This is a genomic window from Sulfodiicoccus acidiphilus (assembly GCF_003967175.1).
In the GTDB taxonomy this organism is placed as follows: Archaea; Thermoproteota; Thermoprotei_A; order Sulfolobales; family Sulfolobaceae; genus Sulfodiicoccus; species Sulfodiicoccus acidiphilus.
Genome location: NZ_AP018553.1, coordinates 461100 through 486204 on the forward strand (window position 1 = coordinate 461100; position 25105 = coordinate 486204).

17 protein-coding genes and 4 pseudogenes are annotated in these 25105 nt (G+C 52.0%); 9 read left to right on the forward strand and 12 right to left on the reverse strand.

Going from position 1 to position 25105, the window contains the following annotated elements; genetic code table 11:
* Positions 1-102: 102 nt before the first annotated feature.
* The gene (locus tag HS1genome_RS02565; protein ID WP_126449413.1) at positions 103-1152 is read left to right on the forward strand and encodes a TIGR04084 family radical SAM/SPASM domain-containing protein; all 1050 of its coding nucleotides are present in this window, start codon (positions 103-105) and stop codon (positions 1150-1152) included.
* On the opposite strand, the gene HS1genome_RS12465 is transcribed toward HS1genome_RS02565, so the two are convergent.
* Positions 1079-1645: a hypothetical protein gene (locus tag HS1genome_RS12465; RefSeq protein ID WP_232018777.1), complete on the reverse strand. Its 567-nt coding sequence runs from the start codon at positions 1643-1645 to the stop codon at positions 1079-1081. The genes HS1genome_RS02565 and HS1genome_RS12465 overlap by 74 nt on opposite strands.
* A gap of 68 nt (positions 1646-1713) precedes the next feature.
* On the reverse strand, positions 1714-3027 hold the full coding sequence (locus tag HS1genome_RS02570; RefSeq protein WP_232018778.1) for an assimilatory sulfite reductase (NADPH) hemoprotein subunit: 1314 nt from the start codon (positions 3025-3027) through the stop codon (positions 1714-1716).
* Positions 3028-3256: 229 nt separating this feature from the next.
* Here HS1genome_RS02570 and HS1genome_RS02575 point away from each other — a divergent pair, with 229 nt between their 5' ends.
* From HS1genome_RS02575 to HS1genome_RS02590, 4 genes and pseudogenes are all read left to right on the forward strand, one after another.
* Complete coding sequence (locus HS1genome_RS02575) at positions 3257-3928, forward strand: phosphoadenylyl-sulfate reductase (protein WP_268243608.1); 672 nt, start codon at positions 3257-3259, stop codon at positions 3926-3928.
* A 9-nt stretch (positions 3929-3937) separates the two neighbouring features.
* Complete coding sequence (sat, locus tag HS1genome_RS02580) at positions 3938-5059, forward strand: sulfate adenylyltransferase (RefSeq protein ID WP_126449415.1); 1122 nt, start codon at positions 3938-3940, stop codon at positions 5057-5059.
* Positions 5060-5273: 214 nt separating this feature from the next.
* A pseudogene (locus HS1genome_RS12470) lies at positions 5274-5372 on the forward strand (hypothetical protein); the annotation flags it as partial.
* A 224-nt stretch (positions 5373-5596) separates the two neighbouring features.
* A complete protein-coding gene (locus HS1genome_RS02590; protein ID WP_126449416.1) occupies positions 5597-6220 on the forward strand; it encodes a 2,3-diphosphoglycerate-dependent phosphoglycerate mutase in 624 nt (207 codons plus the stop codon).
* Here the strand turns inward: HS1genome_RS02590 and HS1genome_RS02595 are convergent.
* The 4 genes and pseudogenes from HS1genome_RS02595 to HS1genome_RS02610 form a co-directional block, all read right to left on the reverse strand.
* Entirely contained in the window at positions 6164-6880 is a 717-nt protein-coding gene (locus HS1genome_RS02595) for a D-aminoacyl-tRNA deacylase (RefSeq protein WP_126449418.1), read from the reverse strand. The genes HS1genome_RS02590 and HS1genome_RS02595 overlap by 57 nt on opposite strands.
* Before the next feature lie 130 nt (positions 6881-7010).
* Positions 7011-7646, reverse strand: a complete 636-nt coding sequence (locus HS1genome_RS02600; RefSeq protein WP_126449420.1) for a class I SAM-dependent methyltransferase — start codon at positions 7644-7646, stop codon at positions 7011-7013.
* A 312-nt stretch (positions 7647-7958) separates the two neighbouring features.
* Positions 7959-8696: an ABC transporter permease gene (locus HS1genome_RS02605; protein WP_229768176.1), complete on the reverse strand. Its 738-nt coding sequence runs from the start codon at positions 8694-8696 to the stop codon at positions 7959-7961.
* Positions 8680-9512, reverse strand: a pseudogene (locus tag HS1genome_RS02610) (ABC transporter ATP-binding protein). The gene HS1genome_RS02605 and the pseudogene HS1genome_RS02610 overlap by 17 nt, the downstream one beginning before the upstream one ends.
* Before the next feature lie 99 nt (positions 9513-9611).
* On the opposite strand from HS1genome_RS02610, the gene HS1genome_RS02615 reads away from it, so the two are divergent.
* From HS1genome_RS02615 to HS1genome_RS12475, 3 genes and pseudogenes are all read left to right on the forward strand, one after another.
* The gene (locus HS1genome_RS02615) at positions 9612-10940 is read left to right on the forward strand and encodes a DEAD/DEAH box helicase family protein (RefSeq protein WP_126449422.1); all 1329 of its coding nucleotides are present in this window, start codon (positions 9612-9614) and stop codon (positions 10938-10940) included.
* Positions 10927-12381: an endonuclease Bax1 gene (bax1, locus tag HS1genome_RS02620; RefSeq protein WP_126449423.1), complete on the forward strand. Its 1455-nt coding sequence runs from the start codon at positions 10927-10929 to the stop codon at positions 12379-12381. Before HS1genome_RS02615 ends, bax1 begins: the two co-directional genes overlap by 14 nt.
* 177 nt (positions 12382-12558) lie before the next feature.
* Positions 12559-12916: pseudogene (locus tag HS1genome_RS12475) on the forward strand (PaREP1 family protein).
* Positions 12917-13406: 490 nt separating this feature from the next.
* Here the strand turns inward: HS1genome_RS12475 and HS1genome_RS02635 are convergent.
* The 6 genes and pseudogenes from HS1genome_RS02635 to HS1genome_RS02660 all read right to left on the reverse strand — a co-directional run bounded on the left by HS1genome_RS02635 (position 13407) and on the right by HS1genome_RS02660 (position 22666).
* Positions 13407-14489 carry an alcohol dehydrogenase catalytic domain-containing protein gene (locus tag HS1genome_RS02635; RefSeq protein ID WP_126449429.1) on the reverse strand — a complete coding sequence of 361 codons (1083 nt, stop codon included), beginning with the start codon at positions 14487-14489 and terminating at the stop codon, positions 13407-13409.
* Positions 14490-14628: 139 nt separating this feature from the next.
* Entirely contained in the window at positions 14629-15120 is a 492-nt protein-coding gene (locus tag HS1genome_RS02640) for an aromatic-ring-hydroxylating dioxygenase subunit beta (RefSeq protein WP_126449430.1), read from the reverse strand.
* Positions 15113-16438 (reverse strand): aromatic ring-hydroxylating oxygenase subunit alpha, encoded by a 1326-nt coding sequence (locus HS1genome_RS02645; RefSeq protein ID WP_126449432.1) that lies wholly within the window; start codon positions 16436-16438, stop codon positions 15113-15115. The genes HS1genome_RS02640 and HS1genome_RS02645 overlap by 8 nt, the downstream gene beginning before the upstream one ends.
* Before the next feature lie 779 nt (positions 16439-17217).
* Complete coding sequence (locus HS1genome_RS02650; RefSeq protein WP_126449433.1) at positions 17218-18780, reverse strand: acetate--CoA ligase; 1563 nt, start codon at positions 18778-18780, stop codon at positions 17218-17220.
* Positions 18781-18840: 60 nt separating this feature from the next.
* Positions 18841-20072, reverse strand: a pseudogene (locus HS1genome_RS02655) (MFS transporter).
* Between the two features lie 1004 nt (positions 20073-21076).
* Positions 21077-22666 (reverse strand): UbiD family decarboxylase, encoded by a 1590-nt coding sequence (locus HS1genome_RS02660; protein WP_126449437.1) that lies wholly within the window; start codon positions 22664-22666, stop codon positions 21077-21079.
* 811 nt (positions 22667-23477) lie between these two features.
* Between HS1genome_RS02660 and HS1genome_RS02665 the strand changes: the two genes are divergently transcribed.
* Positions 23478-24773 (forward strand): MFS transporter, encoded by a 1296-nt coding sequence (locus HS1genome_RS02665; protein ID WP_126449439.1) that lies wholly within the window; start codon positions 23478-23480, stop codon positions 24771-24773.
* Positions 24774-25105 lie beyond the last annotated feature (332 nt).

Consider the following 25105-nt stretch of genomic DNA (forward strand, 5'->3'; position numbering starts at 1 on the left):
ACTTCACTTTCTCGATCGGGGGATCTCGACGAGCGACGACCTCCCATAGCACCACACTCTTTGTCCAGCCGTCCTTTTAAAGGAAAGCGCTGGAGACATCTTATGCTCTGGCTGGTCTTCACAACTGGGAAGTGCAACCTCACCTGCAATTACTGCGGCGGTTCCTTCGAGAAGGAGGTGGTTCCGTGGGAGGTCAAATACAACGTAGAGGCCCTAAGGTCGATCATAGAGAGGGACGAGAACGCCACCGTGGTGTTCTATGGGGGAGAGCCGCTTTCCAACCCCTCCTTCATAATGAGGACCATGGATGGTGTGAGAGCTAAGAGGTGGGGAGTGCAAACTAACGGCACGCTGGTTAGACTCCTGCCGGAGAGGTATTGGAGGAGAATGAACGTCGCCCTCCTCTCCATAGACGGTAGGAGGGAGTTGACGGACAAACACAGAGGAAAGAACGTCTACGACGTCGTGGTCAGGAATTTCAGATACCTAAAGTCCTTGGGCGTTCCCACCGTGGCTAGGATGACTGTGACTCAGGACACGGAAATATTCGAGGACGTGAAACACCTACTGGACCTCGGGTTCGACAAAGTTCACTGGCAGTTAAACGTAGTGTGGACAGATAGGTGGGATGTAAAGGAATGGGCCGAACGCTCCTACCTGCCTGGGGTGAGGGCCTTGGTGGACCTCTTCGTAGAGAGGCTGAGGGAAGGGAAAGTGCTCGGGATAGTTCCCATCTTGGGTGTGGTGAGTGCGCACTTCAATGGAGGGTACGTGGGATCACCGTGTGGAGCTGGGTACCGTTCGTTCTCCATCACCACCGACGGTAGGGTTCTCTCCTGTCCCATAGCTGTGAGGGAAAAGTGGGCAGAGCTGGGTACCGTAGGAGGGTTCAAGGTCCTTGAGGACCCCCTTCCTGCTGTCTGCAAGGAGTGTGAGTATAGGAGGTACTGTGGGGGTAGATGCCTTTACGCCTCTCAGGAGCGGTACTGGGGGGAGGAGGGCTTCAAGGTAGTAGACGAGGTGACCAAGGAGTATCTCAGGATCGTGCTCTCCAGAATGTGGGAGATCGAGGAGCTGATCAGGCGTGGGATAGTGTCGAGGGAGCAACTGAAGTACGACCCGACTGAGGACTCGACTGAAGTGATTCCCTAGCCCTCCTCAGTTCAGCGTAGCCAAGCAACTTCGATTGGACTTTCTTAGGTGCCATCAGGTGCCTAGTTTTTGGGTGGGACTTGAGCCACTCGATCACCTTTCTCGTCCCTACCCTCCTGAAGAAGTATCCCATGGAACCATCCACTTCCTCCGGCCCCCTGTACTTCACGTAGAACTCTATCAATGCGTCGCACACTTTCCACACCTCCCCCGCGGGGACTTGGTAGAGGTAGACCTCCCCCGTTTCGTAGTCGATGAGGGGCTCACCCTGGTGCCTTCCGTCCGTCGTTCCACCTAGCTTGAGCATGTAGAGCTCGTACCCAGAGCCTACCCAGCCAATGGCCCGGGTGGCTGGCCTGGAACATTGGGCCACACAACCCGACACTCCGATCGACTCTGCCAAGTCCCCCCACTTCTCCTCTAGGACGTCGATGAGTTTAGGCTCGAAGCGCTCGGAGTCTGTGAAGGACAGCTTGCAAGTTGGGAATCCCACACATGCTATGGAGTTAACCCTGAGCCTACTATACGGCCTCCCGCATCTGTATCCGTAGCCGAAGGTCCTCAGGTCCCCTCGAACTCAGCCATCCTATCCTTGGGTATGTTGCAGATTAGTAGGTGTTGTTGGGAAGTTATTAGCGCCTCAATGCCATCCTCCTCGTACTTGTCCATGATGTACCTTATCATGGTCTTGATCCTACCGTTTGGACCGTCTATAACCCTGCCGTTCTCTACGAATATACCGAAGCAAAACCTCCCGTTGCTCTCCTGCTTGGCCCAGCCCAGGTGGTTGACTCTCTCGCCCAACTCGATCTCTACGGGGCTAGTTAGCTCATGACCCATAACCTCGCCAACCCTCTGCCTCAACCATCGAATCCCCATTAAGTAGACCAAGTACTTGAGCCTAGCCCAGTGTCTGTTCTTCCTGTCCCCCCATTCGGACTGCACAGTCACCACAGCATCCAATACAGAGAAGAGCTCATCTCTAGAGCCTGCGTAAGCTAAGGGAACCGCCATGGCTGAGAACGTGGGAAATGCGTTGCTCTCTCCTTGCGATCCTCCCACGTAAACGTTGAAGCCCTTCACTTTCCCATCCTCAGTGACAGGCACCACTCCCACATCGTTGGTGAGCACTTCTACACAGTCGTCGCCTACCAATCTCTCCCCATCGTTTAGAAGGGCGCTCACTCCTATCTTGAACTTCCTAGGTAAGAGGTTGTCGGGGTAGGAGAAGCTCCCCTCAGGGGGCCTCTCCTCCAATCGAGAAGTCTGGGGGAGCTCGAATATCTGAACGAAGGCTGTGGTAGGTAGCTTGAAGTAGTTAGCTATGTCCCTGGCTAGGGAGTTAGCGTCGAACACCTTGGAATACCTAGAGAACGGGCATGCGGAGGTGTTCCTAACGTTGTCACCGCAACCGTTGAGAGGGAAAACCCCGGCTGAGGCCAGTTCCCTGACAAGCGGAACTAGATCCGTCTTCCTAACGTGGTGGAACTGAACGTCCTGCCTCGTGGTGAGTTTTATCGACGGCCTGGGTTCTCCCGTGTAGGCGTCACTAACGGTGTACCTGTCCGCCAGGGAATCTATAACTCTCCACTGGGTGGGCGTTATGGGACCTCCTCCAGGTATAGCGACCCTCACCATGTAGATGTAGTCCCTGTCTGCACCCCTCTTCACCTTGTCCCTGTTGAACTCCAGGTAGATCCCGCAGGACTTAAGCACGTCCACCGCCTCCGACTCTACGTCGTCCCTGCCTTGGTCTCTTAACTTTGAGTAGGCGTCAACCCCGTCGATCCTCATCCCACGGGTGGAGATCTTTACCCTCTCCACCTCGCTGTACTCCGAAGGATCTGTCTTGAATTTAGGATTTACACCTTCCATTACGTAAGTCTCGATAAATACAGAATATAAACTAGTGATCTTTCTGTTTCCATCGCCACTAGTATGAAGGTATCATGCGTAATAATCTTCCGTAATTTCCCGTTTGCTATGCCCACTAGTAAGAGGAGAGGGAAAAATAACTATAGCTAGTCCCACAAAGAATGTCTTCATTAAAAAGAACGCACTTTGTGGAAGAAACGCTTAAAACATTGATGCTGTTGAACAGGTCGTGGACTTCGAATCCATGAGCGCTGAACAACTAGTTAGATGGACGTTCCAGGAGTTCGGGGAGGAGGCGGCCATCGCCTCGAGCTTCGGTGCCGAAGACGTCGTGATAATTGACATGGCCTATAGACTGGGCGTTAAGTTCAGGGTGTTCACAATCGACACAGGAAGACTACCCCAGGAGACTTACGACGTTATGGAAGAGGTGAGGAACAAGTACGGGATCAACGTGGAGGTCTACTTCCCCGACAGAGAGAGGGTAGAGGAAATGGTGAGGAGATTCGGCCCTAACCTGTTTTACAGGGGAGTCGAGCTTAGGAGGTTCTGCTGCAGGGTAAGGAAGGTCGAGCCCCTTGGGAGGGCCCTCAAGGGACTTAAGGCGTGGATTACGGGATTAAGGAGGGATCAGTCGGAGACCAGGGAGTCCATAGGGAAGGTGGAAGTAGACAACACCCACGGTGGAATAACGAAGGTCAACCCCCTGGCAGACTGGACGTGGGACATGGTGTGGAGCTACATAAGGGCAAAGAGCGTTCCCTACAACAGACTCCACGACATAGGGTATCCTAGCATAGGCTGCGCTCCATGCACCCGCGCAGTGAAACCGGGAGAACCTCTGAGGGCAGGCAGGTGGTGGTGGGAGCAAGAGAAGAAGGAGTGCGGAATGCACTTCTAGGTGACGAAGTTGATCCCTCTACCTCACGGCGGGAAGTTAGTTAACAGGATACCGTTGGAGAAACGAAGGGAGAGACTCCTAGAGGAGGCAAAGGAGATGCCAAAAGTGGAGGTGGACGTTGGCAGAGCCCTAGATCTGGAGGCAATTGCGGACGGCGCCTTCAGTCCTTTGGAGGGGTTCATGACAAGGGAGGAGTTAGAGAGTGTCGTCAAAGAGAGGAGGACTCCCGACGGACTCCCCTGGACTATCCCAATTTTACTACCTGGGAAGTCCGAGGAAGGAGAGGAGGTGGCCTTGACCTATAGAGGAAGGATCTTAGGGCTTATTGAGGTCGAGGACACGTTCTCTTTCGATCTGCACGAGCTTAACAAAAGGGTCTTCGGTACTGACGATCCCTCCCACCCAGGCGTGGCCAGGGTCAGGGTTCTAGGGGACAAGTTCCTTGGGGGGAAAGTGGAACTATTGGACAGAACTAGGGACAAGTTCCTAGATCACTACCTCCCTCCCTTTCAAGTAAGGAAGGTTATAAGAGAGAGGGGATGGAAAACTATGGTCGGATTCCAGACTAGGAACGCCCCACACACTGGGCACGAGTACGTCCAGAAAGTGGCCCTTACCCTCTACGACGGGCTCTTCGTGAACCCGTTGGTAGGTTGGAAGAAAAAGGGAGATTTCAAGGACGAAGTGGTGGTGTCGGCCTACAGGGTGCTGATAGACAACTACTTCCCCCAGGGAAAGGTGTTGTTCGGAGTCCTCAGGACGGAAATGAGGTACGCTGGACCCCTGGAGGCAGTACACCACGCCATAGTGAGAAAGAACTTCGGGTGTTCCCACATAATCGTGGGCAGGGACCACGCCGGAGTAGGGAACTTCTACCATCCCTACGCTGCCCACGAAGTGTTCTCCCAGTTCCCAGATCTTGGGATAACTCCCATCCTCCTCCCAGAGGCTTGGTATTGTGTGAAGTGCGGTGGTGTGACAAACTCCAAAGTGTGTCCCCACGATGACGTAGTTAGGTTCAGCGGTACGAAAGTCAGGGAACTCCTGTCCAGCGGAAAAGCGCCACCTAGGGAGCTAGTGAGACCAGAGGTCGCGGAGGCTATAATGAGCCACGGAGATCCATTCATTTAACTCACCAGAGACCCCGCCCTTACGGGCGGGGAGTATAAGTGTAAATATCAAAACAGACATGAAAAGATCTGGGACGTTCCCTGAAAGCTGAAGTAAAGATAGCAATACGAGGAAAAATCCTGAACCCTAATGAAGAGAAGAGGCACGAACTAAACGTAGTCCTAGAACATCAAGAACTTGTCACAGACGCGGGCACGTTGCCCGCACGGACGGAAGGGAATACAGACGTAAGTGCGGTGTGGTACGTAACCGCGACTTGAACGCGTCGATCAACGTAGCCCGTGCCTCAACGAGAGGTACAGGTCGGGGGTAGGTAAACACCCCGAAGGGGGGATGAAGGTGCACCGCGAAGGGTACTGGAAACCCCGAAGCCCCGCCCGTGAGGACGGGGTGGTTTACTTAACTCCCCCGATCTTGTTCACCGCGAACTTCAACGCGCGAGAGTCGACACTCGACTTTTAATTTGATTGATAATAACATAAATTATGGAGTCTCACCTGTCGAACGGTTTTTAGTCGGAAATGTTGAGATGCCCCCATGATCCTGATCCTCGTGAGACACGGAAAAAGCGTGGCCAACGTGAATAAGGTTCTCTCTAACGACCCAGATAAGTACCCTCTCACAGAGGAGGGTCTTCAGCAGGCTAGCTTCACCGCAAGGGAGTTGAGAAAGTTGATGGTAAGCAAGCTCTACACAAGCCCCATATTGAGGGCGTACCAGACCGCTACTGTGATAGGGGAGGCGTTGGGGTTGATCCCGGTGGTTGATGGTAGACTGAGGGAGAGGGACTTAGGCGAACTTAACAACACTTACATGGAGGCAGATCACTGGAAGTTGAGGTTGATGAGGAAGGAGATAGAGGCGAGAGGTCTGGAGAACTGGGACTCCCTGAAGAGAAGGATAGCGAACTTCGTCGAAGCCGTAGCCGGGGAAGAAGTGGTGGTGGCGGTGAGCCACTACGACCCCATCAGGGCCTTCGTGTCCATCGCAACTGGCGTGGAGGAGGACGTGTCACTCTGGGGAGTGTCTATTCCAAACGCCAGTATGACCATCGCCCTATATGGAGAAGGAAGGGTGAAGCTCCTGACGATAGGAGCTCCCGTCCTACTTCCAAGCGTGCTGTCTCAGCTTAACCCTCAACCCGAGCTCAGAGGCGAGTGAACTCACCCTTCTCTTAGTCGCGAAGTTCAAGTCGTCTAGTACGACCTCATCGAGCGGTTCAGCGCTCTTAGTCATGGCCTCCCTCAATATGACGTCTGAAACCTCGGGAAGTTGGTGCCTAGATATTATGTGACCGAAGCAGTGGGTCTCCATCCTCGTGAATGAGGGGGCGTAGTGGCCACCCCCTATTCCAGCAGCCTTCGTGCACTGGATCTCGGTGTACGAGTCCACCGCACTCTCTACGGCGTCCACCAAGAACTTGACGTATTTAGCGTTCCGCCAAACCTCCTCCCTACTCCCTAGCTCGACGAACACCAGTGGAGAGTCTAGGGTGGGCCCGTGATGGGTTGCCTCGTAACTCGCGGGCAGATCTGCTCCCCTCAGGTTTGCGAGGACGGTGAAGGCCAGTCTCGGATAAGCTACTCCCAGCTTGAGCGGCTCACCCCCGCTACTAACGGCAGTGGGGTTGCCTGGATGATGGACTGTAAAAGTCGGTATACCGGATTTACTGTAGTGTCTACAGATCATTACTGCCGGGTCAGTGCCTCGATAAGTGAAGTCCACTACTTCCGTTTCGACGTCCTCGAACCCATACCCTAGTTGCTTAATCGTCTGTCCGACCGGATCCTTGGACGAGTAGAGTATTCTGACTACCACCATAGTGGGGCAGGTGAAGGAGAGATAAATGAGTTACCCCTCTGACCACATTAACTGCGGGGCATCTAGAGTGGGGCTAGTCCCACATTCAGGGTTCGGATCCCTCCTCACAGCTCAGTACTGTTCGTTCTCATCACCTGGGACAGGCCCTTATGCAGACGAACGAGCCTGCATCTCCCTCCACGGCAGGCTCCACCTCCTCAGTCAGCTCTCCCTTTGTGAGGGTCGAGTATGTCAGCTCCACGCGAAAGTCCCGAAGAAGCGAGTACACCTCCGCCCTAGTTAGAAACCTGGCTCTAGAATAGTACTTGTGTCCCCCTTTACCCATTCTAAAGTATCGCTCTCCCAAGGGCGAGTCCAAGGGAATGAAGCAAAGTCCTATGGCCTCGCGGCTCACTCTCCTCATCTCCCGCAGTAGGCCCTCAACGTCCTCCACGAAACACAAGGTCGAGGCCACGAAGGAAGTCCTGAAGGATCTGTCACGAAATGGGAGGGCGAGTGCGTCCCCCAACACCCTCTCTCCCTTGGCTTCCTGAAGCATGTAGGGTGAGATGTCTAGGGAAACTACCAAGCCCTCTATGACCTCGTGGAAGGCACCAGTTCCAGCTCCTACGTCCAGACAGTCTCTGAGCCTCAACTTCGCCACCGCAGAGGCCTCGCTCCTGTAGACTGCCTCATGCTTCCTGTACCAGGAAGCGTACGCTGCCCCCTCTGTGAAGGGATCTTCTATTTCTAGAGACGGCTCCTCTCCCGAATTCTCCTTCGTCATGAAGAGTTCCCTTCTGGGTAGTTAATCCGTACAAACTTCGGTTCGGAGATACTTGATTCGCTCCGCGGGGGAGGGCGTTGGGGACAACCCCAACTTAAAAGTAGATCCGTCGTCGAACGGTTTCGTACCTTATAGAGAAGGGAGCGATGTTCATGCCCTCCCTTAGGTATCGCAGAACCTTCAATTGAGCTAGTAAGGAAAATCTTCCACTTCACTAGAGGAACTTCGACGAGTAGGTATTTAAACTCTGTAAGGGGTGTGGATAGTTTTCCTTCAGGCGGAGATCTTGTTTCCTGTAGCAAATCTGGTTATTCACCTCCTTCCCACGAAGGAGGAGGCCACGGCGAATATGAGTCCCGTTAAGAACACGCCAACGTCCCAAGGAAGTGCCAACAATGAACCGTGAAGGGAGTAGTAGAGGGACTGGGAGACATAGGTCGTTGGTTCGAGGTAAGTGAGGTACCTGAAGGGAATGGGCACGATCGAGGGAGGGAAGTAGACTGGCGCAAAGAAGGAGAGCACAAAGGCTATCACATTGGAGTATTGGTTAACGGCCCTCTGACTCCTTATTCCGAGTCCCAGAAGCATCCCGAGCATCGAGCTTGAGAACAAGGAAAGTACTGCCGACACCGTCAAAAGGGGAACGGCCTCCAGTGGGACTACGACTCCCAGTAAGAGCTCCCCTAACACTATAACGACGGGAAGGACCACTAGAGTCGATATGCCGTTAGAGACTGCTATGGTGAAGGAGTAAAGTTCCCTCGGCACCCCCGCCGCCAGCATGAGGGAGAACCTTCCCCTGTTCCTCTCCCCTGCCAATATCTGTGCCACGCCACTCACCACGCTGACGAAGACGTAGAAGGTGGCGGTGCCCGATATGACGTAGAAGGACGCGGAAGCGGCGGAGACGAACTTGAAGAGCAAGAGGAGTCCCAGAGGGAAGAAGAGGGAAAAGAACACCACCGAGGGGAGGTAGCTCTTAACCATCTTCAGCTGCATCTTGAGGAGCTGTCCGAACTGCTCTATATGGGACTCAACTTCCCTCCTCACTGGCCACCACCTCCATATATATCTCCTCTAGAGATGGGAGTCTCACTTCGAACTTGCCGTCCAGTGCAGCTATGACCTCCTTCACCTTGTCCCCCTTACCCTAATACTCTTACCAGTCGAGTAGTCCACTACCTCGTACCAGTCGGAGAACTTCTCCTTTATTTCGGCGGGAGTGCCGGCGTATATCACCTTCCTGTTGAGAAAGTAGATCCTGTCGGAGAGTTTCTCGGCCTCATCCAAGTAGTGGGTGGTGAGAAGTATACCCTTCCCCTCCTTCCGGAGCTCCTGAAGTAGGTCCCACACCTCCCTCCTAGAGGAGGGGTCGAGGCCGACCGTGGGTTCGTCAAGCACTACGAAGTCGGGCTGATTGATCAGTGCCATGCCTATGAGGAGCTTCCTCCTCATGCCGCCAGAAAGCTCGTCTGCGAGCGAGTTCCGCTTCTCCCAGAGACCGAGCCTCTGCAGGAGCGTCTCAGCAGTGGTCCTCAGGACGTGCCCCTTCACACCCTTGAGCCTCCCAGCGTAGTAGACGTTGTCCCACACCGAGAGGTCACTGTACGGGGAACATTCCTGTGGTATCACCCCCATCCTCCGTTTGACCAGCGAATCGGTGGGCGACTTTCCTAGGAGACTTATCTTCCCCTTGTCTGGCTTGAGTTCACCGTATATTTGCATGACCAACGTAGTCTTCCCAGCGCCGTTGGGACCTAGGAGGGAAACTATCTCTCCACTTCTCACTTCCATACTCACCCCCTCATTGGCCACCACGTTTCCGAAGGACTTCCACACGTCGCTGATCTTTAACAGGAGTCCCATCACGGAACTTACGAAATATGGGTAAAAAATTCCCCTGAGAGTCAAGTTTTCGGCCTCCTATCCTTAAAGTTATATCCGTCGACTCCTACTACAATACGAATGTTACTAACATATTACAGAGGACTGGTGTGCTCAGACGTCAACGCCCCCGGACTGAGATGGGATGAGAGGCTGAGGAAGTTCGTGGCCCTGGCCTACAAATACAGGGACGTCAAGGAGTACTTCAAAGGCTCTAGGCTTGAGGTGAGTGACTCAGTGATGGATCCGCTTCCCTTCCCTCGAGTGGTCGACACCATCGAACTCAGGGAATACCAGAGGAAGGCCCTGGAAGTTTGGAACAAGGAGAGGAGAGGTGTAGTGGTCCTTCCTACTGGGGCAGGGAAGACGGTGCTGGCACTTAAGGCCGTGGCGACTCTTCGAGTCTCTACCGTAGTTCTAGTTCCCACCATAGACCTAATGAACCAGTGGCACGGGGAGATAAGGACGAGGTTAGGCGTGGAGGCCGGTAGACTAGGTGGAGGATACGACGACATCAAGGGAATAACGGTGAGTACGTATGACTCGGCCTACATAAGGGCAGAGGAGATAGGGAACAGGTTCCTATTCGTGGTCTTCGACGAGGTTCACCACCTTCCGTCCGAGGGCTACATGAACGTTGCCCAGATGTCGGCCGCCCCTTACAGGCTGGGGCTGACCGCCACGCCTGAGAGGCAGGACGGTAGGCACGTCCTCTTGGACGAGCTAGTAGGTCCTGTGGTCTTCAGGGCCTCTCCTTCACAGCTCTCCGGGAAGTACCTTTCGGAGTTCGAGGTCGAGAAGATCTACGTGAACCTCACACAGGAGGAGGATAAGAGGTATGGGGCTCTGAGGGAGAAGTTCAGGAAGTTCCTAGCATCTAGGGGAATCAGGCTCACCTCGCCTCAGGACTTCAGTAAGCTGGTGAGAATGGCCTCAAGGTCCAGGGAGGCCAGGGAGGCCCTCTTGGCGTGGCACGAGTCGATGGAGGTGGCGGTAAACTCGAGGGCCAAGCTGGACAAGCTAAGGGAGATCTTGGCCACCCACGACGGGGAGAAGGCCATAGTCTTCACAAGGAACGTTGAGTTGGCCTACGAGATATCTAGACTCTTCCTTATACCCGTCATAACCTATCGTACTCCTAAGGACGAAAGGGAGGAAATACTAAGGTTCTTTAAAGAGGGAAGGTACAAGGTAGTGGTTACCTCTAACGTACTCGATGAGGGAATAGACGTCCCTGACGCCTCGCTGGCGGTTGTGCTCGGAGGGTACGGGAGCAGGAGGCAGCTGGTGCAAAGACTAGGTAGGATCCTCAGGAAGAAGGACGGGAAGAGGGCCAAGTTGATAGAGATCGTCGCTAGGGGTACGGTGGACTACAGCCTGAGCAGGAGGAGGGGAAGTGCTTCCATCTGAACTGATGAGGTATAGGACCTTTGGAGAGAAGGTGGTGCCGAAGTTCCTCGCAGAGGAGAGCGTGGAGTTGGTGGACGAGGTACTGTCGTACTTCACTCCAGGGAGGAAGTTAGGTGAGGTGATCGAGGAGGTCTCTCACCTAGAGAAGGTGTACGATTACAAGCTGGTCAGGGGACTAGTGAAGCTAATGGTCAGGGCCTGTGAACTTCAGAGGGAGTCCCAAGTGAACCCGAGGCAAGTGAGGAGGGAACTGTTCATGAGGGGGCCACAGCTGACACAAGAGGGTAGAGCGAGGGCAGTGGCCCAAGTGAGGGAGGCACTGGGGGTGGATCCCGAGAGCGCCATGTTCAGCGACTTAGACGAAGAGAAGGTCATAGTGAGGACACCGAAGATCACTCCCTCGCAGCTTATGAGGTGGTACAACCTCTCATTGCTACAGTCCATGCTGTTGAGAAGCGTTAGGATGAGCGTGTGGGTCGAGAGCGGTTGGAAGACCCTGATATGGAGGGCGAAGAGGGTGGGCTTGATGTATACGGCATACAACGATCCCCTAAGGGTGGAATTCGAGGGTCCCATGAGTTTGCTCAAGTTCACCGACAGGTATGGGAGGGGAATGGCCTTGGTAGTACCTTACGTAATCTCCAGCCCCAAGTGGAAGATAGAGGCTGACGTGTCGTTGGGGAGGGTAAACAGGAGGGTGTACAGGCTAGAGCTGGCGAACTACCCCAACCTGCTCACTTACGGAGTAGACGAGGAGAAGTTCGATTCGAGCGTGGAGGAGAGGTTCTTCAAGGAGTTTTCCTCGGCAGTGAAGGATTGGAAGATAACTAGGGAACCAGAACCTCTAAGCGTGAGTGGGAGATTGTACGTTCCAGACTTCTTGCTAACGAAGGGGGAGCTTAAAGTTTACGTGGAGATAGTAGGGTTTTGGACTAGGGAGTACCTCAGGAGGAAACTGGAGAAGTTGAGGGGAGTAAAAGAGAAGTTCCTGGTCCTGGTGGACAGGGAGCTCTCCTACGAGGACTTCTCCGACATAAACGTGATTCAGTTCAAGAAGAAAGTAGACGTAGGGATCGTCTACAAGTGGTTGAGGGAGGTGGAAGCGTCCTCTCCTGTGAGGGAGGTGGAGTTCACCTTGACTGGAGACGTCGTGCCGCTTGAGGACATAGCCAAGAGGGTCGGATCGACTGTTGAGGCGTTGAGGAGGTCATCTAGGCAAGTCGAAGGCTACTTCAAGGCCGGGGACTACTACGTTAGTGAGAGGGTCCTCGACAGGTTAAAGGGGAGTGAACTGGAAGGAAGAAAGCTGAGCGAGCTTAGTAAGCTTTATGAAGAGATAGCTCCGATCCTTCCGTTCCTCCTCGAGAGACTGGGCTACAGACTAAGATGGTTAAACGTCACAGACGCTGTAGTTCTGAGGGAAGGATCTAAGGGGAGCTAAGCCCAGTTTCACTTGAGCCACCCCGCTCGTCCAGCCATAGGCGCGCCCTAACCCGTTACCCCTCACGGGGAGTAGCCCTCCTCTCCCCTCAGCAAGTTCTTGTAGCTACTTCGCTAATTCACGTAATTCTCATCTCTCGATCAACCTATTTAACTAGCGATGAGGTGACATTTCACAATCCAACTCCTGAGGTGTTCAGCCGACATATATTTGGAGGAAGCTGAGGCCCTACTCTCTAGAGGGGACGTACTGCAGGCGAGCGAGAAGTACTACAAAGCGGCCGAGGAGGCCATCAAGATCCTCTCTTTCGGAAACTCCGTGAAGGCGATTTCCACGGTGGACTATATCGTGGACTGGAAACTCTAAACTCTATTTCGACGCCATAGAGGAATTGGAGGACATCTATCCAGGCGTTAGGGCAAAGTGGATGTCCGCTTGGGTATTACACATGGAGGGCTTTCACGAGATCAGACTTACCCCGGAGGAGGTCGGAGTTCTGAAAAAGGATGTGGAGAACTTAGTCAAGACGCTGTAAAGGATCGAAGACTACAGATAGTATTTGAAGTCGTTTCGTTAGGAATTCGATGAACTACCGGTGTTCTAGCCGGAACAGGGACACGACTGGAGTTAGGAACGAACCAGCGTCTTCCGCGTGGCCAGTGCGTCCACTACTACGGTTCATCCTACATTGAGGAGCTTGCTCTCCCTACTTCCTGTTGTGGAGTCCGAAACCGAAGTGGGGACCCTTCACGAGTTTAACGTGTTGTGTGTATAGGGAACCTTAAACTGGAGACTATTGAGGCTATCCGCAGGCAACTCAAAGGGTAGGTCGTCGTTTTGAGTACGTTTCGCCACGTCTTCTTGATACCAACCAGTCCTCTAAGAGAGTTCCATAAGTGTTTCCACCCGAACTTGATCTAAGGGAGTTCGGATTAGTGGAGATGAGGGTCGATACGAGGAGCCATCCCATCGAGAACTACGACATCTAGGACGAGAGCTTCATCGGGGCCAGGGAGGAGACAATCTCAGGGAACTATCAACGTCCTAAGTACTCTACCCTCTAGTAGGGCTGAAACAGCCTCGTTTATCTCCTCCAGTCTATACTCTCCCGTGATTAATGCCTCTGGACTGTACTTTCCCGTCCTACTCATCTCTATGAGTCTTGGGAGGTCCGTTCTGGGCCTCCCCCCGTGGTTTGTCAAGATCGTCACACCTCGTCGGACTAACGACGCTGGTCTGACGCTTACGGAGGAGTTGGCGGGTGGTATCCCAACTAGGACAACTCTTCCTCCCACCCTTACCAACTCCAGCGCCAATTCCACCGTCTCAGGCCTCCCCGCACACTCCACTACGACGTCGACCCCTCCCTTACTAGCCACGTAATCCTTAACATTGATCTTTAAACTATTTAGTATAACCGTAGCTCCCATTTCCTTACCTTTTTCCAGTTTCCAATCTATAACGTCGACTAGAATTACCTCTCCTGCTCCTATAGATCTAAGTAATTGAATAATTGATAAACCGACTCCACCTGCCCCTATCACTACCACGTTCTCTCCGGGTTCCACGTGTCCACTCAGCACCACCGCCCCGTAAGCGGTGAGGCCAGCGCAACCCAGTACAGCCGCCTTCTTCAAATCGAGGTTATCTGGAACCTTGGCCAGTGAGGTCTCAGGTAGAATTGCGTACTCCGCGAATCCTCCCCCCATGTAGGCCCTGAGCGGTGTTCCGTCTTTCGACCTCAACCTGTACGAGCCGTCTAAGGCTGTTCCCTTGAGCCTGTTGGCTATAAAAGTCTCACAGAGGTTCTCCCTTCCTGCGACACAGTTCCTGCACTTTCCACAGGGTTGTATAAAGGACGCCACTACCTTGTCCCCCACTTGGAAGTTGCTCACCCCTTCCCCTACCTGCTCCACTACCCCAGCGATCTCGTGTCCAGCAACTACTGGGAGTTCTGCTGGGGTGTGACCCTGAAATACGTTAACGTCTGAGTGGCAGAGTCCAGTGGCAGAAACTCTAATCAACACCTCTCCCCGCTTAGGCTCTTCAATGTCCACTTCCTGTATATCCAATGGTGTACCGTAGTTTCTTAACAATGCGGCACGCATGACTATGTTAACTCTTTTGAGGAAAAAATCTTTGCTACTCAGTTTCCTAAGGCAAAGGGACCTCCTCCTTCACAGAAACGGTTTCGGGATTTAAAGTGAAGTTTCTACTACTTCGTATCTCGTTATACAATCCCATCAATTAGAGCGGAAAATAGAGATTGTACATAGGAAGATTCTCATGATCGAGTAATACTGTCCTCTTCTTTAACTTCAACTTACCATCCACCTCCTTCAGGACGTCTCTCCTAGTTGCGGAGACGATGTAAGTCTGTGCCTCATCCTTCTCTGTCCTGACTAGGAGGAGGTTGCTCGACACTTCCATCTCTTTCCCCGACTTGAGTATCACGACGTTAGTGACGAACCTCCTCGTCTTGCTCCTCTGCTTCGATGCCCAACCATATTCGTCCCTGAGCCTGCTTACCGTGGCCTTAAAGTAAGCCTTGTCTGCGTTGACTAGGAACGCCTGTCCAGAGAACTGCTCTCCCGAAGCGTGGCCCACCCTAACAGGGATCACATACTCTAAGTCTTCACTCAACAGGTCGAGCCACTCCTCCAGCCTTCCCTCGTCTAGGAGAGAGGCCTCGGCGTAGAGGAAGTTTGACGCCTTGAAGTGGGCTTCTACTTCACTCATCCTTGGTCATCTCCAGGGCCCACCTCGTCCAGAATGTCCTCTGGCTCTCTTCCTGGAACTGGGTCGGCCTGCAAAGGCCTGGACCCTCCCACTCTTGACAAGTACCCAAGTCCTTTACTCCCCTCAATCCTCCCTTAAGCGCGGTATTTGCCCTTTCAGCGAACACTCCCTTCGCCGCCCTAGTTACCCTCCTCCATATTGGGAGATCATCCATTTCAGCGTTCCCTGCGGCTCCAAAGGTGGCCCTAGTTACCTCTGCTACCCTTTTCTTGAACTCTGGGGAAGAGTCACTAGGTACCAGAGTCCACATCCAGACCTCAGTCACCCCAGGGCCTACAGGGTTCCAGACCCTGAATGTGTGGAACGGGACTCTAGGCTTCTCGGAGAACGGTGAGTCTGTGGAGTCGGCCGAGACTAGTCCGGAGAAGTTGGGAAAGAGAGTGAACACCGCATTTATGGCCCTCCTGAGTACCTCCCACTGTCCCCTCGAGACAGAGCCCTCCTTGAAGGACTTCCACTCCTCCCTCGGATAACCCAAGAATGACGAGGTCTCCCTCTCGCTCCTCCTTATACCAATGCACCCCACTGGGAGGCCGTCCTTACCCCTCACGTAATTCACAGTGACGTCGTCGGGGGTCTCTATACCACTGCCGAACCTGGACTTCCCCACGAATCCGTAACTCTGAAGCGTCCTGTGTACCACAGCTATGTGGAGCCTGTCCTCCGCGAAGTTCTCTGCTCCTAACTTCCAGTCGAAGTCCGCTGTCCACCTTTGAGGTGGACCCACGGGCTCCATCTGGCCAGGGGCCCTGAATAGCAGGTCCAAGTACCACTTGAAATCTCCCAGATAGTCCTGCAGGTCTGGTGCGTTCTCATCCATGTTCCCGAATACGAGGCCATCGTAGGAGTCTACCCTTATTTGGAGAAGTCCCCATTCCCTCACGTCCAGTCTTTCGAAGACCTTCTCCTTGAACGGTACTCCAACCAACTCCCCCTTGTTGTTATAAGTCCAACCATGATATGGGCACATGAAGGTTGAAGCGTTTCCCCTATCGTTTATGCATAGCATAGTTCCTCTGTGTCTGCAGCTATTGAAAAGGGCTCTAAGCTTCCCATCCGATCCCCTGATCACTATGAACGGGTCGTTTCCTATGTACCTTACAACGTAATCTCCAGGCTCTGGGATCTCGCTCTCCAGCCCTAGAAACACCCAATTCTTAGAGAATATTTTTCTTAATTCCATCTCATATATCTCCTCGCTGTTGAATACCTTCAACGGGATCTCTCCGTTCTCCTCCTCCAGGAATTTCTTTCTCATTCTTGTGAGAATTTGACGAGCACCATATCGTCCCTCGCCCACTTTATCACCTGCAACTATTAATACTAACTAATAGTTATAAACTTTGACATCGAAGCTACGAGGTTCCCTTGAAGATAGTCCCCTTATCTCGCGGTCTATAGTGAATAATGGGTTTCTACCTTATTTGCGTAATTTACGTAAATCTGTCCGTCTACCTAAGATCCGTCAACCTGCAGTCTTCCCTCGTCAGTCCTGGTTCCTTTCAATAACGTTTTGATCTTTCACACAAGGAGATATCAAGGCTTTTTCTGAGGGACAATTTCCATCCATGCGATTAGGGACTCGCTCGAGACAATAGAGTCACTATGGTTGTGAACTGCTACATCCTCACGGACGAAGTTTTCTGTCTCCTAGCCTTGCCCTATCGGCAGAGGGCTGAGATTAAATGGGGAAAAGGGTTATTCCCGTCTCGACTGTGGGTCTCCATTATCATTTGCTAAGGCCGTCGATCCACAGAGAGGCGTACTTCACAGACTCTCCCTTCAACGGATGTCTCTTGACGGTGCTTGTTTCGTCCACAAACATAAATTAGGTCCTAGTCAAGTTAGTATTTGAACTATGAGAAGAGGTTGTTCATCCCCCAAAGAAGGACTTTCTCCCATTCCCGTCGTAAAGTTAACGGACTTCGCGGCCAGCTTATGCGACGATATAGAAGGCTTGAGACATGTCGGCTAACGATAAACATTGATCTGGGGGACATGCTGAGGCAATAAGTCTCCACTTCATTAATTTCACTCTTACAGACGTTCGCCTAGTTGTTCTCTCAGTCTTCGCCGATCCAGCTTCATGAGGGGCGTCCTCGGGATCTCCTCCACCTGCCTGAACAGTTTAGGTACCTTGTATTCTCCCAACTCCCTCCTGACCATCTCCCTTAGTTCAGACTCTAGCTCGGCGTTCATGGTGTATCCTGGCCTGAGTGCCAAGAACGCCGCCGGCACTGTGAGCCCGTCCGCGTCCTTCGCCTGGACCACTGCAGCCTCTAACACGGCCGGATGCCTTAAGAGCACCTCTTCGATTTCCAATGGAGAAACCCACATCCCCTTCACCTTGAAGAGGTCATCATTTCTTCCCACGTGAACGTAATAACCGTCGTCATCAAAATACATCACGTCCCCTGTTCTAATCCACTCACCTACCATCGTCCTTCTAGTTTTTTCTAAGTCCCTAAGGTAATAGTAAGCGTTCGTGTCGCTCTTCACCCACACTTCTCCCAGTTTGTTGGGTTCTCTTATTTCCGTGCCCGTGACTAAGTCCACCAACTTCACCTCGACGCCGAAAATGGGCCTTCCACAAGTCCCAGGCTTATTATCTCCAGGTCTGTTAGATATCCACTCGTAAGTGACTTCGGAGCTTCCTATGGAGTCCAGCACTTCGATCCCGTAGAGCTCTCTAAACTTCTCAAGCAAAGGGATTGGAAGCTTCTCCGAGGCCGATACCACCATTCTTACGCTGCTCAAATCCGGCCTTTCTTCTAGGTTAACCAGCCACTTCAATACGGTGGGAACAGTGATGAAAACAGTGGGTTTGTGGTTACGTAAGATATCCGCGACGACTTGAGGAGTGAGTTTCTTAGTTGTGAGGATGGCAGAGGCCCCGTTGGCTATTGGTATAAGGACTCCGGGCCACATGCCGTGGGTGAAGTACTTCTGTGATGTGGCGTAATGCACGTCGCTTTCCCTCCAGCCCATGAACTTCGAGTGCCTGTGAGGGACGTGAACGAAGTCCCTCGCAGTGTGCACAACTGCTTTAGGTCTACCCGTAGTTCCACCCGAGAAGAGTAAGTAAGTTGGATCGTCCCTATGAACCTTTATAGGTTCAAATTGGTCTGGGACTTCAGCAGATAACGAAGCGTAATCCTGAAGTCCTTCGACACGTCCGCCAAGCGTCACCACCCTCTGTCCGTTGAGGCCGAGCCTATCTAGTAACGAGACGTCGGAGAAGATCACTTTAGGCTCAAGGAGCTCCAAGAAATAAGATATCGTTTCCTTATTGTAAAGCGGCGATACCCAGGCGGGAATGGCACCAGCCCTTAACGTTCCCAACCACACGCTTAGGGCTTGCATGGAGTCAAAGGAAAGAATCATAACTATGTTCCTTTTCTCGACTCCCAGCTTAGATACGACGTTAGCCGCCCTAGAAACTTCCTTAAGAACTTCTTCATATGTGAAGCTCTTCTCGTCGAACACCAGGGCGATCTTTTCCCGATGACTTTGAACCGACTGGTCGAGGATGAAAGTGGGGTTGAACTTCAAGGGCACTTCCGGTGCCTTGTAGTCGTGCCAGTCACGAGAGTAAGGCATCTCGATTCTAGGATAGTGATAACTAACGAATATTAAAATCTAGGGGCTGTATGCACATTCCTAGACTGAAGTGACTACTGTTCCTTTGGTCTCCCTTAGCCCCAGAATCCCAATCAGTTGAAGCACTGTTCCTATAAGCATAGCCACGGACATGGCCAATCCGTAGGCAGGGATCCCTCCAAGGGCCCCCGCAACAGCGGGAACGAAGAGCACGGCCGTGGCCCCTGCAACTCCCCTACCAACCATGTAACCGAAGTTCGTGGCCGTCGATCTCATCCTTGTTGGGAAGTGTTCCCCGTACCACACTCCGTACTCCCCAGAGACGCCCTGCATCATCGATACGAAGGTGTAGGAGTAGAAGACGGGAAAAAGGTAGGGAGCGATGAATTTTGGGGCTTCGAGGAGGGTCCCTAAGAAGACTAGGGCTGCTAAAAAGTATCCTACGCCGTATCCTACTGCCGTGATCTTCCTTCCGTACCTGTCAGCTAGTAGTCCGTCTATCCAATAGAATGGAATTGCTACGGCCTGTCCCACTATCAAGATGGTGGTATAGTCTGGTATGGGGATCTTGAACGTGGCCCCAAGGAGTGTGGGCATATAGGTAGCATACGAGAAGTAAATGAATAGGTTAGCGGATCCGATAAGGAGAGAGAAAAGGGTCCACCTCCTTACCTCTTTGGAGAATATTTGAACTAACGGAGTCCTCACGTACTCTCGTTGAAGCTCCCCGCCCCTCCTTAAATCATTGTACTGTATCCAGTACTTGGACTCTGGCATGAACACCCTTATTAAACCTCCGACAATAGCCGCCGTTCCAGCTATGTAGAAGGCGTACCTCCAGCCTACGAGGATACCGTAAGTTGGGAGGACGAACCCTGCGGTGATCGCGCCGACTAACGAGCCCGCTATGAATACGCTCTGGAGTACACCTCCGCCCGTGGCCCTCCACTTGGGAGACCATATTTCTGTAAGTAACGAGAAGCCTATTCCCCACTCGCCCCCACCCCCAGTCCTACGAGAGCCCTGAGAACGTAGAGCTGCCACAGGGCAGTGACCGCCCCGGAGAGCAACGTGAACACTCCAAAGATCACAACGGACAGAACTAGGGCGTTTCTCCTTCCGTACCTGTCGGCTAACCAACCCAACATAACCCCACCAAGTGCTGAAAAAATTAGGGAGAGGGTTGCAGCCAAGGAAATGTTGCCTATTCCAGTGTGAAAGTATCTAGCCATGGGGACCAGTAGATAACTGATCAACACTAGGTTGTATCCGTCCAGGAAGTGACCTATCATTATTCCTCCGAAGGCTCCCACTTTTTCCCCCAGAGAGTACTCGACGTCACCCAAAGAACTGTCAATAGTGTTGCAACAATAGTGCCTAATAAGTACAGCGGCTTATGTTCCCTTCTAAGCTTGTGGGGGAGTCTCTGTCTTTCGAGGACACCTTGCTGTATTAGCCCTAACTTACTGCGGCGGTGGTATGGGCTTCGAGAGCAGATGGGATTGTTCCCTATATAGTTTAACCTTACGGAGGTTAAGGGGGCGAAAGTCCCCTTCCGTGGGGACGGACAGCCCCCTTATGTAAACCTCTTTACGGTCATCAAAATACTATTTCTACGACCTCTACTGTGAGAGCTGGGTCGCACCCTCGGGACTGGGGGAACTCACGCCCGTGGAGAGGAAACCCTCCGTGATCCCCCTTCCGTACTATTCACAGAAAGGTTCCACGGAACCTCCGCTACGTAAGGAGATCGAGGTCCCTCCGAGGTGCGGGACTCACCGCTAGGACGCCCCGTCCGTGAGGGCAGGGTAGTTCACTGAACCTTTGAGGTACGTTTCATCTCAAACAAGTCTGGTAACGGCTATCTCTCCTTCGCAGAATAACGTTGTCCTGCTATTGAGGATTGCGTACGCAGTACCTCACCCCTTAACGTGTCGCACTGAGTCTGGGATCAATCCTAGACGCCAATCTTGGTGTCAGTAGAGTTTATCTGTTTTGAAAAGTTCAATTATATATTTTGAACTAAACTATTGTGAGCTGTTTAGGGCATCGTAGGGAGAATATAATTAACGTGCTCTGTGGTTGAACGAAGTCGTTAGCGATCCCATAGCACATTGTGGTTAAGAGGACAACAGCTATGCAATCGATGTAACTAACTTAAGTGACCTCTTCAGTTAATCAGAAAATGTAGAAGTTGTTAGAAAACAACGCAGGTTAGAACCGCATCCTTCTCTGGCGGTTCTATCCACCACAGCACGTTAGGTCCCTTCTTCCCTCCTAGACCTTAACACTATTGTCAGATCCTCAATCTGGTCCTCTTCCTTTCGAGTTCCTTCCCCACATCGTAATGTCTTCCCTCTACGATCATCTTAGCTATCCTCTCAAGATCCTCGTTCCAGTAGCCTAGATTATAGCCGTACCAAGGTGACTTCAACTTCAATTCAGGTAGGCCCAGGGATTTCCACAGTTCTAGGGCTCTTTCCATGTACTCCCTCTTCGGGAGGGCCACGGGAGGATAGTCCCACTTCCTAGTCGCGTCTATAAGCATGGCGGAAGATTCCCTGAAACCAGTCTCCACCCCCTCCTCTCCAGGTGGTACTACGGACGGATCAAGATGAGCGGCCTTGCCCCTGATCACTGTCACGTCCCTAGCCGGCTGCATTCTGAAGCTCATTGCCCATATTACCGACTCTGGGTCATCTGGGTCTATGTCCTCGTCCACTGCGACGAAGATCTTGCCCACGTCCGCTGCGTAACTGGCAGCGGCCATGAGGGCCTGCTGTGCGTCAGTTGGCTTCACCTTCCGCAGTTGGATGATGCAGAACTGCCAACTGCCACTAGTCTCGTAAAAGGTCACCCTTAACACGTTAGGTAGGTTGCAGTTGTCCCTGAGGTGCCTAGTGAAGGCGCTCTCGAAGGCCACTTGTCTGAGCTTACTGCTCTCGCTGGGAGGCATTTGGCTTATTATCGTTTGGAAAACAGGCTTGTTCCTGTGTGTGATCGCCGTGACCTCCATTATTGGGCAGTACTGACTTTCTATCCCTACGGCCATATACCCAGTGTACTCTCCAAATGGAGGTTGGGGCTCCGCCTCCTCGAACGAGATCTTTCCTTCTATTACATACTCTGCCGTGGCTGGGACGAGTAGGTCTACAGTCTTTCCCTTCACCACCTCTATGGGCTCCCCATTTATTGCACCAGCCACCGCTAACTCATCGAGGCCGTAGGGGACTTTGGCTGCAGCGGCGTACTGGACGGCGGGGGGACCTCCCACCACTATTGCTGCGTCGAGTTTGACTCCCTTTCTCGCCGCGTTCCTGAGGTGAGTGTAGCCATCGCTCCCTCTGTGTATCTCCCATAGAATCTTTCTAGGTCCAAAAATCTGTCCCGAGTATGTTCCCGCGTTCTGGACACCCGTGTCAGGATCCTTAGTCAAGAACGCTGTAGTCGTCCTCACCTGTCCGCTGTAGCCTGGGAGTTCTACTGGGATCGGTATATCCGAGAGGCCTCGTCTCTCCAGTTCATCTCCAGTTATGACGTTCTCCTGAACTGGGCCGTAGGAGACTTGTTTCGGAGGAATCGGATTCCTTATCGCATGGATGAACTTCTCAGAGATCTCGTTTGGCTTGCACTCCATCCCCGTGGCGTATATATCCCTGGATGCAGCTAACGAGCCCACTGTAACCGACCCTTCGTAGCTCCTTCCATTCACATTAACGACATGAGTGAAGAGGAACGCCTTTCTCTGACTTTCTGGAAGGCCCCTGAACTGGAGTCTCACGAGAGGGAACAACTCAGTCTCCTTTACCACAGGTTTATCTATCTCCCAGAGGAGTCCCCTCTGCTTAAGTACACTAAGGTATTCCCTCAAATCCTTATAAGCCATGTGAAAAGCTGGGGAACGTAGACTTTAAGCTTACATTATCCTAGGAAAACCGAATCGGTAATGTTATAGACTTGCTTAATTTTCATTCACTCCCACCTTAGGGGCTATCTAGTACTCGTGTTAGGTGATAGAGAAACTTCAAACATATGATAAAAATTCCATTAATACACTACTTCTGGACGACATCAACGTCTTCTAAGTAAAGCTCGTCTGAAGTGTGTTTATGAGTGCGACGGGGCAGATGAATTCGTTTAGGATGTAATGTATCTTTCCCTTGTAAGCTTTTTAGTACGTGGATTTTAGTACGTGGAACCGGAACCCGTCGATTTCTCTCACAGTTTTTCACTCTCCGTCAATTCGTTCTATAAGTTCTATAGTGAGGGAGAAGCTGAACTTCCCCAGAGCTGACGACCCCGAAAGGCGCTCCTTCGATTGGCCTTATACAAGGCAGACTGACACTCACTACCATGCTGCAGGATTAGAGTACTGGAGCGTTTTCTCCATAATTTTATCGAAGGGAGACGTCCCTCGAGGCAAGAATCGCAGTAACCTCAATTGGTTCGGTCCTTCAAGAGGAGTAAAGCAGACTCTCACAAATTTGGTAACGATAGTAACACCTAATGACGATATTCTCGGTAGTAGATTAATTTTAACGTTAACTCAAATCATTACTAGGGTTCTCAGTTCAAAGGTAGCGAAGACAGTGAGAGTCCTTCGCTTGTTGCGTGGTAGACATTCTCCAATTCTACAGATTGGAGGTTCTTATTTATATGGAAAAATTTATATAGTCATAACAAGAGATTAACATAATATGAAGGATTTACCGTCTGGAAGCTCTTCCAAGGATCTAGTGAGATACGCTGTAGCTTCCATAAGTGGAAGCACAATAGAGTACTACGATTTCATTCTAGCGGGTTTGGCCGCAGCCCTCATATGGCCCTCTGTTTACTACCCTGAAGTCAGTCCTGCCTTAGGTCTACTCTTCTCTATCCTGACTTTCGCCCTAGGGATAGCAGTTAGGCCGATAGGAGGGTACGTGTTCGGGGCCATTGGGGACAGGCTGGGCAGGAAGACCGCTACTGTCTGGTCCTTAATAATTATGGGCCTTGGTTCCATCGCTGTTGCACTCACTCCAGGCTATTCCTCAGTAGGTCTAGTGGGTGGAGGACTTCTGTTCGTGTGGAGGATAGCCCAAGGAGTCGCGATAGGTGGAACCTGGGGAGGATTCGCGGTCTGGGTCATAGAACACGCCAAGGATTCCAGGTGGAGGGCATTCTGGACCAACTTTACTAGTCTGGGCGTCGGGGTAGGCCTCTTGGGCTCCGCCGGCTCCTTCCTTTTAGCCATTACACTCCTCTCGCACGCAGAGCTCCTCAGCTGGGGATGGAGACTCCTCTTCGGCATAGGTGCGTTGGTTGCACTAGTGGGTATCCTAGTTCGTCTGACGCTAGCGGAGAGTCCCGTGTTCAACGAGCTTTTAACTAAGGGCCAAGTGGCAAAACAGCCAGGAGTAACTGTGCTGAAAGAGCAGTGGCCTAGGGTCCTGAGGTTAGCACTTCTCTTCAATTACCAGATATCACTCTTCTACATAGCAGCTGCCTTTAACATTGGATACATGTTAAGTGTAGGAATATCACCTTATCTCGCTTTTCTATCCACTACACTAGCTGCCCTCGCCATAATAGTGTTCCAAACTCTGGGGGCGATATTAGGTGACCGTATAGGAAGGAAAAAAGTCCTACTCATAGGTGCGGTCTTGAGCGCCGTTATGGCGTTCCCTTACTACCTCTTGATCAACTATGCCGCGGCGTGGAGCGTCATTCTAGCCCAGAGCGTCTTTTTAGCTGTTGTCATGTTCGGTTTCGGTGTGATCGGGGCCCTCATGCCTGAGAACTTCCCTCCTAAGTACAGGAACTCTGGAGCCAGCCTAAGTTACCAGCTCGCTACTCCTATGTCTGCGGTAGCCAGCGTAGTCCCTCCAGTGTTTCTCACCTTATATGGAAAGGAAGCTTGGCTCTACATCTCCGCCCTAATAGTCGGCATCTGTGTAGCATCGTTGATAGCACTAGCCTTCACCGAGGAGACGATAAAAGTGAGAGTGGGGTAACCCTCTAAGTAGACCTTATAATAGAGGCGTTTTCTTTCGTGGTTAGTAAGGTATGAGGCCTATAGGGACTAGGATTCCTTGAACTAACGTTAATATGGTATTTATTTATAAGATAACGAAAATTTATCTCTTTGATACATTAACTCCTCACGGATTAAAATGTGCTGAAAGGGTTCCTCGTTCTCACCGTTGGTTCAAATTCACATCTCTCAGTCAGTAAGTGGTGGGGCCCTGGAACTCCTCCGTCCGACAGTGACGTACCCTCAATTGATTATCTGGTTCCTCAAAGGGAAACGAGAAAGTGGATCTTCCTAAATACTCACTTATATTAT